Below are 14,962 nucleotides of genomic sequence, written 5' to 3'. Positions count from 1 at the left end.
GTTTCACTCCTGAGGAAGCTCGGTTTCGTCTGAAGCAGCAACGGCGTCGGGATCCTCGGCAAACGACCAGGACACGCCGATCCGCTCGAAGTCGTCGAGTGTCACCAGCTGGAATGCCGCTGGACTGATCTGGAAGGCGACGTTGAAATCGACCTGGGCAATCACGACGCTGTCTTCCGTCCAGCCATCGGCGATGACGCTGTTGGCGCCGGTGACGGCCGCAACGCCGACGCCGGGGATTTCGTGCGCCTGCAGGAGCGCGATCGCCACGTCGACCATGGCGTCCAGGCCGATGCCGCGCTTGTCGCCTTTGAAGCGGGTTTCAAGAGTGTTTGAAGCCTTGAAGACGATGACAAGACGCCAGAGCATCTGGCCTTTCAGGATGCGGCCGCTCGCGGGATCGGGTTTCATGCCGGTCCAGGCGAGGCCGATGAACGGCGCCTGTTTAACCAGGCGCTCGAATTCCTTGATCGTCAGCGTTTGAGGAACGCGCTCGATCGAGAAGTCCTTTGCCGGAAAGGCCAGCCGCAAGCGCTCGACGATTGACGGCTCCATGCGACGGATCGGTGCATAAGCGAGGTCCATCAGAAGCCCCGCAAGCTGCGGTCGGAGAAGATGCGCGGGCGATCGGACATGCGGGGGCCGGAATTGACGGCCGGGCCTGCAGGAGCTGCGGCGGGCACGTCGAGATTGACCAGCTCCTTGGCGATGTTCTCAAGCCAGGAGATGATGTCCTTGCGTGCCTTCGACATTTCTTCGGAGGGATCGGTCTGCTCGCCCTGGGCAAGATCGTAGCGGGCAAGGATGCAGGTGGCGCGGACGATCTCGGCGGGCGGCGTCGCGATCGGCGCGAAATATCGACCACGGATATAACCGTCGATCAACGCGCTCGCGTCGCGGATCGCGGTATTGACCTTCTCTTCGTCAACCGTTTCGGCCGTGCGGTCTTCCGGCCGGGAAAGCCGGATGATCTGCGTCTCACCGAAGCGGGCGATCATGTCGGTAACGGTTGCGTACATGGGTGCATTCCAGTTTTTGGAGGAGAAGGAGACCGGCCGATGCCGGCCTCCGAAGTCAGGAGAGGTTCAAGTCGCGGCTAGCATCGCCGTCGCACGTCGATGAAGTTGAGGCCGTTGGTTTGGTAGCTCTCGGCATATTCCGGCTTCAGAGGGTAAAGCTCGGAAACGGCGAGCAACGCGTCGGCGCGATCGGCGAACCGGTCGACCTCCGCGACCGGCAGGACGTCGAAGACGACATAGGCGAGATCGATTGTGATCCTCTGCTGGATCTTCAGGTGGTAGCCCGCATCGAGCGGATTGGTCACCTCGGCAGAAGCCGGCGCGCTCACCAGGAACAAGCTCATGAGGCTTGCGCCGATGACGGCGAGGCCGATGCCGATACTTCGAATGCTGTAGAACGAACGCATAAAAGTCCTTTCTGGGTTTCAGGTGTGCCGCAGTTCTTCCGCCGCGTTGCGGTTGGGAGGGGTTAAGGAGGGTTGTCCCCTCTCGCGGCGCTCCCCGCTCTTGGATCGATGCCTGGGCGGCCCTGGCGGCGGAGCCGGATCGCCCCGCCGCCTTGGTCGGTCCGCCTTGGGGGTTATTTCGTGGACGCCGGCTTCTTCTTGGCAGCTTCGAGCTGCTTTTCGAGGTCCGCGACCTTGTCGTTGGACACCTGCAGATCCTTGCCGAGTTGATGGATCGCGTTGTCATGATCGGCCTTCAGCGAGGCGGTCTTTTCGTCCGTCGCCTGCTTGACCGCAGCATCGAACTTGCCCTGCAGCTCCAGCATCTTCGCGTCTGCGAGGCGCTTGACCTCGGCATCGACGCGCAGCTGGAAATCAGCATCGGACATGGTGTTTTCAGCGCTCTCATCGACCTCGCGGACGGTGAAGGCATGGTCGGCTTTGAAGCGTTCGAGCTCTTCCTCGCTCCAGCGGTCGACCGGATAGAACTCGCTCGCCGGATGCGGGATGCCATTGCGCCACATGCCGGGCGAGCTGCAGATGATCTGGACTTTCACGGATGTCTCCTTCGGGTTTCAGGCAAACGGCCCGGCTCGGCCGCTTGTCAGAAACCCGTCGCCGGCTGGGAGGAGGAGCGCCGGCGACGGTTCGGCGGGCAAGAGTGCCCGCCACCCGGGTTCAAGCGAGATACGGGATGTCGATGACCTGGACCGTCTTCGCCAGCGTGTTCGTCTCGCCGTTGTTGATCAGCTCGGCTTCGAGCAGCTTCTTGGCGGCAAGGCGCAGTGCCGGCGGGACAAGGATCTTCGTCGGCTTGATGTTGAGGACAGAACCATCGCGGCGGCGGATCGTCGTCATGGCGGTATAAGCGGCCATGAAGTTCGCTTCGGTCAAATCCGCCTTAGACTTGTAGGCAAGCTGCCATAGCCCCAGGCCCGCGCCGCAGCGTCCGTCGACACCCCAGACGAACTTGCCCTGGTAGAAGACGTTCGGATCGTCAGGGCTCTGCATCGGCGTCAGCATGAACGGCTTGCGCGGCTGGTAGACGAACGGCTTCATCACCTGGCTGTCGTCGATCAGATACCAAGCGGGGCCAGCGCCGGCGGTGTAATTGGCGACGGCCGTCAGCTGGCCGTTGGCATCGTAGCCGGGATGGTCGGTGTCGAAGAAATACTGCTTGTCGTAGCAAAGGATCGTCTCGCCATTCTTCATCAGCGGGAAGATGAGCTGGTCAGGGAATTCCGCGGAGTCCTGCCCCATCTGGCCGGCGACCGTTGCGAAGAGACCGAGCTGATCATCTTCGATCTGCGAACGGCGGATCGAGATCGTCTTCTCGTATTCCTTGTTCCGGATGATGTAGCTCTGACCGCCCAGGTCATGAACGATGCGATCGCCGAGCCACTCCCGGAAACCGGGAAGATCGTCCATGCGCGGATATTCGTTCATTGCGGTCGAGGACGGCACGGTCATGGCGACGGTCGAGTAGTACGTCTGGACTGAGGAAAAGCGGCCGTTGAACGCGGTCGAAAGACCGGTGTAGACGGCGCGCAGGGTGTTGGCATTGATATCCAAGGCTCGCTCCTTAAAGGGTTTTGAGCCAGACGCCGTCAGCGTCGATGGCGTCGATGGTGCCGATCGCGAGAAGTGCGCCGGCGGTCAGGGTGAAAGTGTCGTCGGCGCTGGCGTAAACCGTCGCGCCGATGTTCGCGACGGTGGCGCCAGCGAGCGGGATGAGGCGAACGTCCTTCTCGATCTTGACGTTCTGGTCACCTGTAGCGCCGGTCGAATTGTCGATGCGCTCGTCAGCAAAGCCCAAGAGCTTGACCGCGTTGACATGGCCGGCCGGCACCGCAGCGCCGGCAGCGGTAAGACCTACGGCGGCGCCGCCGTAGATGATGATGCCCGTCAGAACGGGAGCAGCGTAAGCGCGGGTATGGCCCGGCTTTTTCCTCGCGCGGATGTCGGTAGTCGCCGTCATTTACTGAGCCTTTCCGTGAAGGGCCTTGGCATTGTCGCCGAAGGTCTTGCTGTCGATGCCCATCATGGCCGCGACCTTGTCGTCCTCGGCAGTGAGGCCGGTGTCGCTGCTGCCCGGCTGGACGCGATTGCCGAGACCGCCTGCGTTGAGCGACGGCATCAGGGCGATTTCCTGCTCTACTTCGGTTGGGTTCTTCATGTGGCGGGAAACCATGTGGTCGCGCAGAGCTGGCACGATCTTGCCGGCGCTGATTGCACCGTCGATCGCCGCCACGGCTTTATCGTTGGCCGTCGAGCTGGCGAGCGTCGTGAACTGCGACTGGAGCGAGACGAGCTGCGCCTTCAGGTCGGCATTTTCGGCTTCGGTCGGCGTGACTTTGCCCTTCGACTGAACGGCAGCAACCACGGCGTCGGGGGCAGCGTTGGCGGCGAGGCCAGCAGCTTCGGTGATGCGCGACATCAGAGCGGCGGTCGCCGTCTGTGCCGTGTGCGCTGCCGTGAGGGCGGCCATGACGGTCGCCTCGTCGGCAGTCTCCGGAAGATTGAGCATCTTCCGCAACTGTTCGAGCATTTCAGTCTCCTGTTGAGCGTGAAGGGATTTCAGGACGGTGAGATTGGGATCGTTGGTCAGCGAGACGCGGAGCATCTTCGCGATCTTGAACGGCTTGGCCGCGCTGTGCAGGAACACCGGCGACAGGAAGCCATATTCCTTGGTCGACACGAGGCGCTCGCCTTCCGGCGTCCACTCGACCTTGCCGTAAAGGCCGTCGTCGCGCTTCTGCAGCTCGACGATCCAGCCGCGCGCCGGCGACGGGTGGCCCTGCTTGCCGGCGAGATCGGTCGAGTGATTTTCATCGACGGCGAGCTTCAGGCCATCCTTTTTGAAGGCGGCGATCAGAGCGTCCATGTCCGGAGCCGCATAAGGGCCACGGCCATCAGCGCCGGTAAACTCGGATGCCGGCAGAAGGTGCAGCCATTCCGGCGCTGTCGCGTCGACCTGGTTCAAAGCCCGGATGATTGAATTGATCGCTTTTTCCATGGCACCGGAATGCCATGTCTGAAACGCCGATATCATGCCCGCCAAGGCGGGCATGTCGAAACAAGCGCAAGAAGAAGGGAAGGATCAGGGCCGGGTCGAGTACCGGTCGACGAAGTCAAAGACGATCTCGGCGATCGACGTTTCGTCCTGGCTGGATATACCGAGGAACGGTCGATCGGGCAAGGTCACGCTGTCGGTCATCACGAGACGGCCGCCGATCCGGAAAAACAGATGCGAGGCATTCTTCGGCTTGATCTCCGCGCCGAACTGGTGCGCGGCAGCGTAGATGACGTTGGTGCCGACGCGGACTTCATCGGCGCTCGCCTGGGAATTGATGCTGTCGCGCAGCCGGCCGCTTTCCGTCAGGATCCGGCTATTGCGCTTGCCCTGGGCATATTCCGTATTCAGCGATCTCCAGGCTTGGCCGTCCGGATCTGTTTGCGTGACGAAGCGCATATGGGTGGAGCTGACCAGCTCGACGCCGATCGCAGCCATGACCGGCCGCGTGTTGCCCATCAGGTGCTGGAGCTGCTCGAAGCCGCGCACCACCTGCCTGTCCATCACCTGCGTTGTGATCGAGAGCGATGCGCCTGCCATGTTTGCCTTTCCGCCCGATCGGGCTTATATTCTTGGTGTGACTGCCGAGCAGGACGCACGCCCCCAGAGGGTGATTGGGACAAGGCGCTTTCCGGCCCCCCGGCAGTCATTTCCACTCAATCCCGAAAGTTCGTTGAATGTTTCGTCGCTCGGTTCGCCGCAGCGATACGAGATAGATCTGATCGCGCTCGCCTTTCTTCACGACCTTGACGCCGGCCTGATAGAGCCTGCCTTCGAATTCCCCGACAAAAGCCCACCGGCCGCTCGCGTCCTTCAGGAGCTTGCCTTTCTCGGCGAGCCACTTCGGCAGGACGCCGTAAGCTGCAGGCGTGGCGATCGTATGTTTGACATGGCTGCGGATCGTGTCCGCCGACAGACGCACTTCCGTTCCGGCTTTGACATCGAGCGTGGCCGCGACCTCCTTCGAAGCCGTTGCAACGGGCGTCCAGGCGCCATCGGGCCATTTGCCCCGCAAGGACGAGCTGACGAAGACGGCGACATTGGCCTCGTCTGCGGAGACGGCTTTCGGGCCGGGCGCCGTCTGCTGGAGCCACGCCTGACCGGGATTGTAGGCAAAGGACGGATCGACGCCGAGCGGCTGATCGGTTCCGAGCTGGTCGAGATCCGGAGCGTGATCGGGAGCGCTCTTGCCGAGGCGGCGAAGACCAGGACGCGAAACCGGCGTGACGAAGCAGCCGCAGCCAAAGCCGTTCGGCGGATAGGCGACCTTCCAAAATGGATCGTCGGCCGCAAGGCAGGTGCCGTCCCATTGCTTGTGCTGAAGGCGCGGATGGACGGCGCCGGAATGGTGGTATTGCCAATAGGGAAAGGTGGCGAGCGTGTCGGGCTCCGTCATCTGCGCATAGCGGCCGGCAGCATAGGCCGTGCGCAGATTGGTTTCAAAGATCGTCCTGGTGCGCCAGCCGCGTTCGCCCTTGTAGGTCCAGCCGTGGGTCTTCACGATCTTGTCGAAGTCCTTGCGGAAATCTTCAAGCGTCGTGCCCTGCTCAAGCGCCTTGGCAATCGCACCTCGGAAGTCGTCGACGATAGCCTTCGTGTTGGCGCCGGMGACCATGAACATCTTCGAATGGGCGCCATCCCATACGTCCGTCCAGCTTTCGGTCGGCGTGCTGACCTTTTGCCGAAAGAATGCTATAGCTTCGTCGAACGGCTGATTGATCGCCGAAACCGTCTCCCCTCTCGCTCCCATGGCCTTCACGACCGTTTTCAAAGCTGCTTCAAAGCCCGTGGACGCGTTTTTAAGGGCTAGTGCGGCGCTCGCCCGTTCGGAGTAGCCCGCGCGTGCCAGCGGCCCGCTATTCATGACCATTCCTAATGTCGTCGATCAACGCGGCCTGACCGGCGAGATGCGCAAGCGCCATGCCCCGCGCCATCGCCTCAGCGAGCGCATCCGGCGAGAGCTGCAGCTTTGCGAGACGGCCGGCAAGGTCGTGCAGATCGGCGGCCTGCAGCGCCGCCTGCCGGACCTCGTCGATCATTCCGTCCAAGGCGCCGGCAGCTTCGTCTTCGAGCTTTGCGACCAGGGCGTCGGCAATGTCCTCCGGATTGGCTTTCGCATGGCGCGACTTGAAGAGATGGTCGAAGGCGCTGTGAACCGTCCGCTGCGGCCGGTTCTTCGGATCGGGCGGAATGATCTCCTGTTCGCCGGGCGTCGCGTCTGCGCGTCCACCGATCAGGATGGCGCCCTTCTTTGGGGCCGGGATGCCCATGCGATCGCGCAGATAACTTTCCTCGGCCGTCAGGCCATGCTGAGCGAGCTTGTCGAATGCGCTGGCGAAGATATCGAGCGGCACCTCATCCGGCCGGCCGACCCGAAGTTTCGGATAGAGATCCTGTGGCCCGAAATTGAAAGCGATGATGTTCGGCACGATCTGCTTGATTACGGTGGTGGTGACGCATGCCGCATCCGCCCGCTCGATGTCTTCCTGGACAAGCCGATGCTCCTTGCCGACAGCATGGCCGCCAGCGATCGCGTCCGTCGTCGCGGTCTGCCCGAGAACGACCTTGGAGATTTGCCGATCGAGCCAATCGGCACGTTTCTCGTACATGTCGGTCGATGTGCCTTTCGAGCCGACCTCGACCAGCTCGATCATCATCTCGCGTGGAATGATGGCCGCGCAGTCGCCGGCGATGCCGCTGACGGCCCGCCAGAGAACATCCTTCTCCCCTTCCGTGGCGCCACGTCCATACTTGCCGATGCGGATCGGCTGGCCGAAATTCTGGCAGAAGATGGCCCAATCCTTCACGGTGAAGGCTTTGAACATCCACGCCCAGCAGGCAACGCGGGCGATGCCCGATCGGATCGTGAGGCCGGATTTCTGCTTGTGGCGATGAATGACGAACTTGTGCGCCGGCAGCGGAGTGCCGGCAGCGCCGTCATTCAAGAGGATCGTTTCGCCGTCAGTGAAGTCCGGCTTGAACCAGCGCTGCGTTCTCCAGGCCATTTCACGAGGCAGCAAATAGCCGTTGCGATACTGCCAGTCGTTTTCCAGGACCGAGAAGCCTTTGCCGACCCCATCGAGCATGTCGAAGAGAGCCGCCTGCAGGATCCCGTCATCAATCCACGACTGAAGAAAGGCTGCGTGCTTCTGATGCTCTGCCGCGTCGGATGCCGCCTTCACGGTGATCGGCAGCTGGGAAACAGATCGCTTGCGGGTGGCGAGCACGCCGGCATAGTGCAGGTCGCGCTCCTCGATGTCTTCCGCCAGTTCGAAATAAGCCTMTGGATCGCCGTTGGCTGCGGCCCGCAAAATGTTCGAAAGCTTCTGCGGCGTCATGCCATCGGCAGGATGACCGGAATAGGGATTGCGGAGACTGCCGACGCGACCTTCCGCAATCTTCTCCATCAGGTCACGGCCGAGAATGACGCGGCCCATCCAATCGCGAAATGAAGCCATCAAAGAGATCCTCTCATGTGAACGTCGATCGAGCGGCGCCGATCGTCGTCGTGGCGGCGCTCGCGCCGCGCCTGTTCGGCTGCAGCACCAGGGCGCGATGTCTGGTAATCGTAGGCAACCGCTTCCTGCTTGCTGGCAAAGAACGCCAGCGCTCCAGCCGGTGCGGTATCGCCGTGACGGTCGTACCCATCGGCGCCCTTCATCGAATGGCCGTCCGGAACCTTGATGAAACCATTGACGTAGGCGAGCGCCTGGTGGTCGGCCAGCACGTCAGCGTCACGCGGCAGGAGGATCGTCTTGTCGGAAAAGGCTTCGACATAGGCGGTCATGTTGGTCAGATACCAGGCGCCCGACAGCATGACTTCGTGAACGATTTCGCCATAGCGCTGGCGAGCCTTCTCGGCGAGATACTGGCCGTTGCCGCGCGCATCGAGGGCGCCGCCCATCAGACGCGGCAAGCGGTCGACCACATAGAAAAGAATGTCGCGCTGCTGATCGAACGGGATGTTCTTCAGCTCCAGGACAAAGCAAGCCCGGCGCACCAGGTCGCCGCCTATCGCCACCGGAATGATCGYGGTTTTATCGCCGCTGCGGGCAAAGTCCTCGCCGAAGGCATGTTCCAGATCCGGATCGAGGCGGTCTAGAACAGGCTTCAAAACGTCTTCACACCATTCCATGGCCTGCCGGTACCGCTCCTCATCCGACAGGTTTTTGAAGTCGTCGTTACGATCCCAGCGGATGACCGGAATGTCAGGAGACATGCAGCTCTCGATCAAAACGCGGGTGAGTGCTGCGCCCTCGGCCTCGGCCGGGATGGCGTCCAGCTCCTGTTTCATCTTCGCGGTTCGCGAGCCATAGGCTCCGCGGATCTGGTTTTCCCAGGCGTCCTGCTTTTCCTGCGTCCAGGGGTCACCCTTCTGCTCGCAGACCTTCCGGAACAATCCGTTGTCGATCGCCGCCTGGAATGGAATGTGATGATAGGAAAACGGGATCTTCTCGGCCTGGGCGTCCAGGCAAAGCTGATTGAACGGATTGAGGAAGCCGTTGTGAGAAGAGATGACGCGGATCTTGCCGCCCCAGATCAGGAGCGCGTTGACCGCGTCGAGCACCTCATGGACGCTCTTGTGGAATGCGGCTTCGTCGATGACGACAGTGCCCTGCAGACCACGGATGTTCTCGGGCCTGGACGATAGCGCTTCGACCCGGAAGCCCGAGGCAAAGGAAATGCGGTATCCGGAAATGAAGGCCGTGGTGCCGTCTTCCCGCTCATCGATGAAGATGCTGTCTTCGATCGCGGCGATTTCCTTGGCGACGGTGTAAGCGAAATGCTTCACGTAGCCGATGAACTCGCGGCCTTTATCCTTCGTGTCGCCAATGTAGAAAACGTTCTGCCCGCCTGCCGATCGGGCGGCCGAGGCGATCAAGGTATCGTCCAGCGCCTCGGCAAATGTGATCCCGGTGCGCCGCCCCTTGGCGCAAACCTTCAGGTCGCGATCGTCCTCAAGCCAGTCGGCCTGGTGGCGCATCAAAACCCCCTCGGCGAGCGGATCGAGATCGTCAGGAATGTCGGCGCCGCGCAACAGCTCGGCCGGCAGCTTCGCCGGATCGCGCGTCATGACGATATCTTCGGCGACAACAGCCTCCATTACCGGTTGGCCTTTTCGACAGGGATGAAGATGGCAAGGATCGACCAGACGGCCGAACCGAGGATTAGGACGCAGCTCAAGATGACGAGCGGCGAAACGAACAAAGCCGCCGCTACGCCGGGTATGATGATCAACAGCAGGAAGGCTATGGCATGAGAAATGACGGCAAGCAGGAGCGTCAGGCCGATGGCCTTACCGATCTTCAGGAGCATGGTGTTTCTCTCTTCGCGATTGTCACCCCAGTGCCACGGCACGGATCACAATTGGCCTTCAGGTCATAGACGATGCTGGAGATCGTCCCGTTCGGCCGATAGGTCACCCGCTTGACCTTCTGGCCGATGCCTTTGCAGTGCGGGCAGATCGTGGCCTCGCTCATGCGGCATCCTTTTTCTTCTTCGGCTTCACGCCGAGGAAATCACGCCGCAGCTGCGCGATCGTATCGGCCGACATGCCCTTTTCCTTCGAGATCTTCTCGATCGTCTTTTCCGCCTGGGCCTTGAATTTGGCCTCGATCTTGTCGCGGCGAGCTGTCGAGACGGATTGCGCATGCGTTGCCGATCGCAGCGCGTCGGCGAGCTGCTTGGCATCCTTGGAATTGATCTTGCCGCGTTGGGTCCGCAGCATCGTGAAGATCAGCGCCTTGATCGCCTCGGCCGCGACCAGCGTGAGATCGTCGCTCTCCTCGGGATCGAACGTGTCAGAAATCGCGGCCGCCATCTCCCGCGTCTCGTTCAGGTCGCGGGTCATAGCGTCGAGATTGATGGAATAGCGATTGAACGAGGACGAGCTAGGGATCTTGAATTCCAGCTCACCCCGGCTCTGCCGCTGCAGCTCCTCCAGCTTGGTGACAAACTCTTTGTAGATGTCGAGCTGTGTCCTGCTGCTGTCCTGCAGCTCGGCCGCAGCCCACATGACCACATGGTTGCACTCAGGCGGCAGCGTTTGGATTGACGTCAGCCGGCCGCGACCTTTCCTCGCCATGTTACGCTCCCGGCCTGGACGGACGCTTCACGCCTTCGATAACAACGTGGCGATCGAGATGACGCTGGCCGAGTGCCGTCAGCGTCGCGATCTTGACCGTGCCTGCCTGGACGACGGTCACRGCGCCCATGTTGCGGAGATATTCAATCTCGCCGTGGATCCACGGGCGCTCCTGGTAGATCGCGAAACGCTGCAGTACCGGCTCCATCATTGAGCTGGATAGCGTTTCGTTGACCTGCTCGGCCAGCGCCCTCAATATGACGAGGCGCGCTTCCTCGCGCATGATCTTGTCGTAATCGACGCCGATATCTCCGCTCATCTAGCCCTCTCAAGAAGTAGTTCCTGCAGGCGCTCGCCGATCGCTTCCATCGGCTTCAGCCGCTCTGTCATTGTGCTCAACTGTCCGGTGAGATCGGCCATCTTCAGCTCCAGGCGATGAAAAGCCTCCCGATCGGGAAGGTGGCGCAGCTCGCCTTCAATGCTCTGGATGCGCGACGCATGAGACTCGATGCGCGCTTCGAGCCCATCGACCTTGGTCTCCAGCTTGCCGACCTTGTCGGAGATGGACTTCTCGCCGGACGAAAAATATCCCTTCAGGTGGCCGAAGATGGCGATCAAGGCGAGAATGATCGCGCCCCAGGACTGCAAGTCTTTCGCTTCCATTACCGAACTCCGGCCGTGTTGCTGGCATCGACGGCGGCAACGCAGGCGGCGCGGCGATACTCGCCAACGTTCCGTGCGATCCGATCCGAAGACCAGTCGATAAGGACTTCATCCGGTGACCGGTCACGGTCGACAGGCGGCGTCAGCGCCGGCGTGACCTTGCGAGCCTCGGGCGGCAACGCGACTGGCAGGGTTCTGCTGATCACGACGGCCGGCGCCGGCTTGTCGTCACTTTGGCAAGAGGCTGCTGCGAGCGCCATCAAGGCCAACGCCAGTAGCCGGAGGCAATTGCGCATTCCGTTTCCTCACTTCTTCGAGCTGTTGAGATGCCGCGTTGACGCGGTCTGTGGCATCCGCCTGGATCTGGATGACTTTCTGCGCCTGATCGGCGAGGGCCTCGGCGACCTTGGTGTTGGACTTCTGGATTTCCAACTGCCAATAGGCGTCGCGCTCTTGGCGCTCCAGTTGGACCGCCCGAACGATAATGCCGTCGAACTTGTCGATCGCCAGATAGAAGACGACCGCCGCCGCAAGCATTAAAGCCGCCGTTGCGATTGCGATGATGGCGGCCTGACCGACCTTGAAACCGAAGATCTCCATCAGTTCTGATCTCCGCGCTGCATCAGCTCCATGTCGCGGGAGCCGTAGTGACGATGGATGCCGAGCGTGCCGGCGATCAAAAGCACAAGCGAGGGAACCGCGACCGATGCGAAACCCAGCGCCTGCCCTTGAATGACAGAACCGATGGCAAGGATCAGGATGACGAGCCAAGCCATGAAGGAGTTGAGCCAGATGGCGCGCTTCGTCGTGGTATAGGCGGGTTTCGGAGCGCGCATGGTCAGCCCTTCATGAACGGCTCAAGAGCCGCGAGGGTTTCCCGGCCGGCAACGCCGTCGACAGTGAGGCCGCGCGCCCGCTGGAAGAGCTTCAAAGCGCCTTCAGTCGCGGCGCCGAACTGCCCGTCGATCGACTGCAGATAGAAGCCGGCAGCTCCAAGGGCGCGCTGGAGATCCTCGACGGCCTGCCCTGACATACCGCGATTGATGACGGGGAAGATCTGACGGCCAGACATCTCGATGCCCTGCAAGCCGGCAATGACCGTCTTCGCCTTGACGAGCAGCTCGGCGCGATGAGCGAGCCCGTTCTTGCCGCCGTTGATGACCTTCGTTTCGGCGACCAGGTCATCACGATCGGCATAGGCGTTGAGCTTGTGCGAAGACCAGAAAAAGAAGACGGACCACGCCGCCCAGGGGAACGTCGCAACCAGTTCCGGCTCGGCTTCAAAGTCCGGGCAGTCGGGGACTGTGCCGCGCATCCAGGCGGTGAAACGCTTGTAGTTTGCACGGCCGGTCAGTTGGATTAGCCCACGACCCTTGAAGCGCTTTCCGTCTCCGGGCTTCGTATTACCGAGATCGTCCCGACCTTCGTAGGCTGCGCCGCTGGCGTATTCTTCGGTGACAAGGAAAAGGTCACTCTCATGCGCGGTCTGCGCCAAAAGGTGTTCGATGCGCAAAGGCGTATCGACTTCGAAGCGATCAAGCATCGCAGGCAGCAGCTCGGCGAACTGCTCAATGATGGAACGCTGCTGCGCAATCTTATTCGTGACTGGAGGAACGATCGCCTTAATCGTGCTGGCGTCGATACGCGCGGTCAGGCGCTGCTGTAGAGAAGACATGAAAAAGCCCCGAGGTCGAAACGTCGGGGCAACATACGCGCGCGCGAAATGGGTAATCAGGCCCGCCGTGTCGGGCGGGTCAGAACATCTCGATCTGTCGGGTGTCTTTCTTGCTCTTGACCGGCTCTTTCGGCGCACGGCTGAAGAGCTTTTCAACGCCGGTCTCCGACAGGCCGAGGCGGCGGGCAATCATCGAATTGCTTTCGCCCTGGCGGCGATAGTGACGGGCTCGAAACTCACGGGCAACCGGTACGCGGATATAGCCACCGGGGAACATCTTGGATAGGCGGGCGGCATTGTCAATGCCGATGTCGCCCGCCAGTGCTGAGCCGTGCGGATCCTTCGGGATATAGATCCGGATCCCGCCATGGGCATCGGTCAGCTTCAGGAAGCCGGCGTCGCCAAGGGCATCATGCAACTCGGAGGTAAGATCGCTCACTTCGCATCCCCGTGGTCGAGGCGAACTTCCAGCTGCATCTGCTTCACGCGTAGCGCTTTCAGTCGGTTTTCCCTTCCGATCCGGATACGGGCATCCACGCCGCCCCTTTGAAGCTTTTTTAAAAGCTCCTCACACTGCGCTCTAACGGACGCCAACTCGGAACTCTCAAACAAGGGCATGGCATTGTGCATGATCATATTCCTTTCAGAGGGGACAATCGAGGACGGCGGGGATCACTTCCCCGCCCGGATCTTCTCGCCGAAATGGTTCATGACCGTCTGCCAGCCCGAACCCTTCACGTCCTGAAGCAGGATCGCGCCAGTCAACCGCGAGACCTCGGCATCGAAGCCTTTGCGCACCATCAGACCGGCGCCGGGCGTCAGGATCTTCCACTGCGCCCATGCCACCTTCGCGCCATCGGCGGAAAGCCAGTCGTGGCCGTTCGTGTTGCCGTAGGAGACGCCGGCCTCGCGGCGGATCCAGCTTTTCAGGGCTTCGATCGCCCGGCTGGCATCATCGGCATGGACAAGGAAGCGAGTGTGATCGATGCCGGTTTGACGCTTGACGAAGGCGATCAGCGCTGCATCGTCKCGATCGCGGACGATCCCAAGGTTCCAGGCGGCAATCCACAGTGCCTGCAGCTTCTTGGCAAACTTGCCGGTCAGCTTCTGCCGGCCGTCAGCTCGCCGAACTGCTGGAGCAGATGCGAAACCTTCATTGCGGAAAACGGTGAGCACCTTCTGGCGCTCGCCTTCGGTCATATCCTTGGCAGATTGCTTGCCGGTGATCCGGACGAGCTTGGCGCGGTAGGTGTCGTCGTCGAGACCCATCTGCTTCTTGGCGACGTGCATGGCGGCGATCGAAGACGTCATGAGCGCACCTCCCCCTGTGAGGGTGGTGGGGTCGATCTTTCGGGGGTAAGGCCTAGTTTATACTGATCGCCGGGATCCTGGCGGCTGGGAGATAAGTGAGCTCTCGCGGTGCGGAGCACATCATGTCCACCACTGTCCCCTATGAATCGAACATGCTTATTTTCTACGATGCCTTCACAAAGATGGTTGTCGTCACCTTTCGTGAGACGGTCGGTTTTCTTGGTCCTTTCGTTGATAAATCCACCGCGTATGAGGCTGCTGAGGACTTTTGTCGGAAGCGCGGCTGGAAAGGATGAGCCCTCTATGGGCGACGGGATCGACTCTGGTAGGAACAGGCGTATGCTTGCCATATCGTCACTAACCGAATGTGTAGACAGTGACGACTGAGGGTGGATATGTGCTCCCGTCTGCGCGACGAGTGAGACCGCGATAGTGGCCCTAGAAAATGCCGAATTTCGTTCCTTCCTGTTGCAATTGGCCGGTAGATTTTCGTCAGATGAGGCGATTAAGCAGCGTCTGGCAGAGAGGACGATCGCCGTTCTCTGCGATGATCCTGATATTTTCGATCGCCACCGACCGGGGAATGCCGTCCTGCGCGTCATGTATCGACTCGCGCTGGAAGAGCTTGGCTCCGCTTGGCGACCGAAACCCTGACAGAGGTTGTTAGTCACAGCGCCGGGGAGGTCGATC

General features: G+C 61.2%; 24 protein-coding genes. 1 reads left to right on the top strand and 23 read right to left on the bottom strand.

Annotated elements, in window-relative coordinates; translation table 11 throughout:
- Positions 1-3: 3 nt before the first annotated feature.
- The 23 genes from AC1DNW_RS07675 to AC1DNW_RS07565 all read right to left on the bottom strand — a co-directional run bounded on the left by AC1DNW_RS07675 (position 4) and on the right by AC1DNW_RS07565 (position 14,272).
- Complete coding sequence (locus tag AC1DNW_RS07675) at positions 4-585, bottom strand: hypothetical protein (RefSeq protein WP_477852314.1); 582 nt, start codon at positions 583-585, stop codon at positions 4-6.
- Positions 585-1,019, bottom strand: a complete 435-nt coding sequence (locus tag AC1DNW_RS07670; protein ID WP_477852312.1) for a gp436 family protein — start codon at positions 1,017-1,019, stop codon at positions 585-587. Before AC1DNW_RS07670 ends, AC1DNW_RS07675 begins: the two co-directional genes overlap by 1 nt.
- Before the next feature lie 77 nt (positions 1,020-1,096).
- Positions 1,097-1,426: a hypothetical protein gene (locus AC1DNW_RS07665; protein WP_477852311.1), complete on the bottom strand. Its 330-nt coding sequence runs from the start codon at positions 1,424-1,426 to the stop codon at positions 1,097-1,099.
- 173 nt (positions 1,427-1,599) lie between these two features.
- Positions 1,600-2,022 carry a hypothetical protein gene (locus AC1DNW_RS07660; protein ID WP_477852310.1) on the bottom strand — a complete coding sequence of 141 codons (423 nt, stop codon included), beginning with the start codon at positions 2,020-2,022 and terminating at the stop codon, positions 1,600-1,602.
- Positions 2,023-2,143: 121 nt separating this feature from the next.
- A complete protein-coding gene (locus AC1DNW_RS07655) occupies positions 2,144-3,037 on the bottom strand; it encodes a Mu-like prophage major head subunit gpT family protein (RefSeq protein WP_477852309.1) in 894 nt (297 codons plus the stop codon).
- Positions 3,038-3,047: 10 nt separating this feature from the next.
- Positions 3,048-3,443, bottom strand: a complete 396-nt coding sequence (locus AC1DNW_RS07650; protein WP_477852307.1) for a hypothetical protein — start codon at positions 3,441-3,443, stop codon at positions 3,048-3,050.
- Positions 3,444-4,481 carry a phage protease gene (locus tag AC1DNW_RS07645; RefSeq protein WP_477852306.1) on the bottom strand — a complete coding sequence of 346 codons (1,038 nt, stop codon included), beginning with the start codon at positions 4,479-4,481 and terminating at the stop codon, positions 3,444-3,446.
- An 84-nt stretch (positions 4,482-4,565) separates the two neighbouring features.
- On the bottom strand, positions 4,566-5,078 hold the full coding sequence (locus tag AC1DNW_RS07640) for a phage virion morphogenesis protein (RefSeq protein ID WP_477852305.1): 513 nt from the start codon (positions 5,076-5,078) through the stop codon (positions 4,566-4,568).
- 106 nt (positions 5,079-5,184) lie between these two features.
- Positions 5,185-6,402, bottom strand: a complete 1,218-nt coding sequence (locus tag AC1DNW_RS07635; protein WP_477852303.1) for a phage head morphogenesis protein — start codon at positions 6,400-6,402, stop codon at positions 5,185-5,187.
- Positions 6,395-7,996, bottom strand: a complete 1,602-nt coding sequence (locus AC1DNW_RS07630) for a DUF935 domain-containing protein (protein WP_477852302.1) — start codon at positions 7,994-7,996, stop codon at positions 6,395-6,397. The genes AC1DNW_RS07635 and AC1DNW_RS07630 overlap by 8 nt, the downstream gene beginning before the upstream one ends.
- Positions 7,996-9,642, bottom strand: coding sequence for a hypothetical protein (locus AC1DNW_RS07625; RefSeq protein ID WP_477852300.1), 1,647 nt, complete (start codon positions 9,640-9,642; stop codon positions 7,996-7,998). The genes AC1DNW_RS07630 and AC1DNW_RS07625 overlap by 1 nt, the downstream gene beginning before the upstream one ends.
- On the bottom strand, positions 9,642-9,854 hold the full coding sequence (locus AC1DNW_RS07620) for a hypothetical protein (protein ID WP_477852299.1): 213 nt from the start codon (positions 9,852-9,854) through the stop codon (positions 9,642-9,644). The genes AC1DNW_RS07625 and AC1DNW_RS07620 overlap by 1 nt, the downstream gene beginning before the upstream one ends.
- Positions 9,845-10,018, bottom strand: a complete 174-nt coding sequence (locus tag AC1DNW_RS07615) for a hypothetical protein (RefSeq protein ID WP_477852298.1) — start codon at positions 10,016-10,018, stop codon at positions 9,845-9,847. The genes AC1DNW_RS07620 and AC1DNW_RS07615 overlap by 10 nt, the downstream gene beginning before the upstream one ends.
- Positions 10,015-10,623 (bottom strand): DUF3486 family protein, encoded by a 609-nt coding sequence (locus tag AC1DNW_RS07610; protein WP_477852297.1) that lies wholly within the window; start codon positions 10,621-10,623, stop codon positions 10,015-10,017. The genes AC1DNW_RS07615 and AC1DNW_RS07610 overlap by 4 nt, the downstream gene beginning before the upstream one ends.
- A gap of 1 nt (position 10,624) precedes the next feature.
- A complete protein-coding gene (locus tag AC1DNW_RS07605) occupies positions 10,625-10,942 on the bottom strand; it encodes a VpaChn25_0724 family phage protein (RefSeq protein ID WP_477852296.1) in 318 nt (105 codons plus the stop codon).
- Positions 10,939-11,286, bottom strand: a complete 348-nt coding sequence (locus AC1DNW_RS07600) for a DUF2730 family protein (protein ID WP_477852295.1) — start codon at positions 11,284-11,286, stop codon at positions 10,939-10,941. The genes AC1DNW_RS07605 and AC1DNW_RS07600 overlap by 4 nt, the downstream gene beginning before the upstream one ends.
- Positions 11,286-11,492 (bottom strand): hypothetical protein, encoded by a 207-nt coding sequence (locus AC1DNW_RS07595; protein WP_477852293.1) that lies wholly within the window; start codon positions 11,490-11,492, stop codon positions 11,286-11,288. The genes AC1DNW_RS07600 and AC1DNW_RS07595 overlap by 1 nt, the downstream gene beginning before the upstream one ends.
- Before the next feature lie 22 nt (positions 11,493-11,514).
- Entirely contained in the window at positions 11,515-11,886 is a 372-nt protein-coding gene (locus AC1DNW_RS07590) for a hypothetical protein (RefSeq protein ID WP_477852292.1), read from the bottom strand.
- Positions 11,886-12,122 carry an NAD(P)+ transhydrogenase beta chain gene (locus tag AC1DNW_RS07585; RefSeq protein ID WP_477852291.1) on the bottom strand — a complete coding sequence of 79 codons (237 nt, stop codon included), beginning with the start codon at positions 12,120-12,122 and terminating at the stop codon, positions 11,886-11,888. The genes AC1DNW_RS07590 and AC1DNW_RS07585 overlap by 1 nt, the downstream gene beginning before the upstream one ends.
- A 2-nt stretch (positions 12,123-12,124) precedes the next feature.
- On the bottom strand, positions 12,125-12,961 hold the full coding sequence (locus AC1DNW_RS07580) for a peptidoglycan-binding protein (RefSeq protein ID WP_477852290.1): 837 nt from the start codon (positions 12,959-12,961) through the stop codon (positions 12,125-12,127).
- 79 nt (positions 12,962-13,040) lie between these two features.
- Positions 13,041-13,400 (bottom strand): hypothetical protein, encoded by a 360-nt coding sequence (locus AC1DNW_RS07575; RefSeq protein WP_477852289.1) that lies wholly within the window; start codon positions 13,398-13,400, stop codon positions 13,041-13,043.
- Positions 13,397-13,591, bottom strand: coding sequence for a hypothetical protein (locus tag AC1DNW_RS07570; RefSeq protein ID WP_477852288.1), 195 nt, complete (start codon positions 13,589-13,591; stop codon positions 13,397-13,399). The genes AC1DNW_RS07575 and AC1DNW_RS07570 overlap by 4 nt, the downstream gene beginning before the upstream one ends.
- A gap of 42 nt (positions 13,592-13,633) precedes the next feature.
- Positions 13,634-14,272, bottom strand: a complete 639-nt coding sequence (locus AC1DNW_RS07565) for a regulatory protein GemA (protein ID WP_477852286.1) — start codon at positions 14,270-14,272, stop codon at positions 13,634-13,636.
- 122 nt (positions 14,273-14,394) lie between these two features.
- On the opposite strand from AC1DNW_RS07565, the gene AC1DNW_RS07560 reads away from it, so the two are divergent.
- Positions 14,395-14,568 carry a hypothetical protein gene (locus tag AC1DNW_RS07560; protein WP_477852285.1) on the top strand — a complete coding sequence of 58 codons (174 nt, stop codon included), beginning with the start codon at positions 14,395-14,397 and terminating at the stop codon, positions 14,566-14,568.
- Positions 14,569-14,962: the final 394 nt, after the last annotated feature.

Source organism: Rhizobium sp. 05L429 (assembly GCF_056397645.1).
Note: the sequence above shows the minus strand (reverse complement) of the source record. Positions and strands in the feature narration are given on the sequence as shown.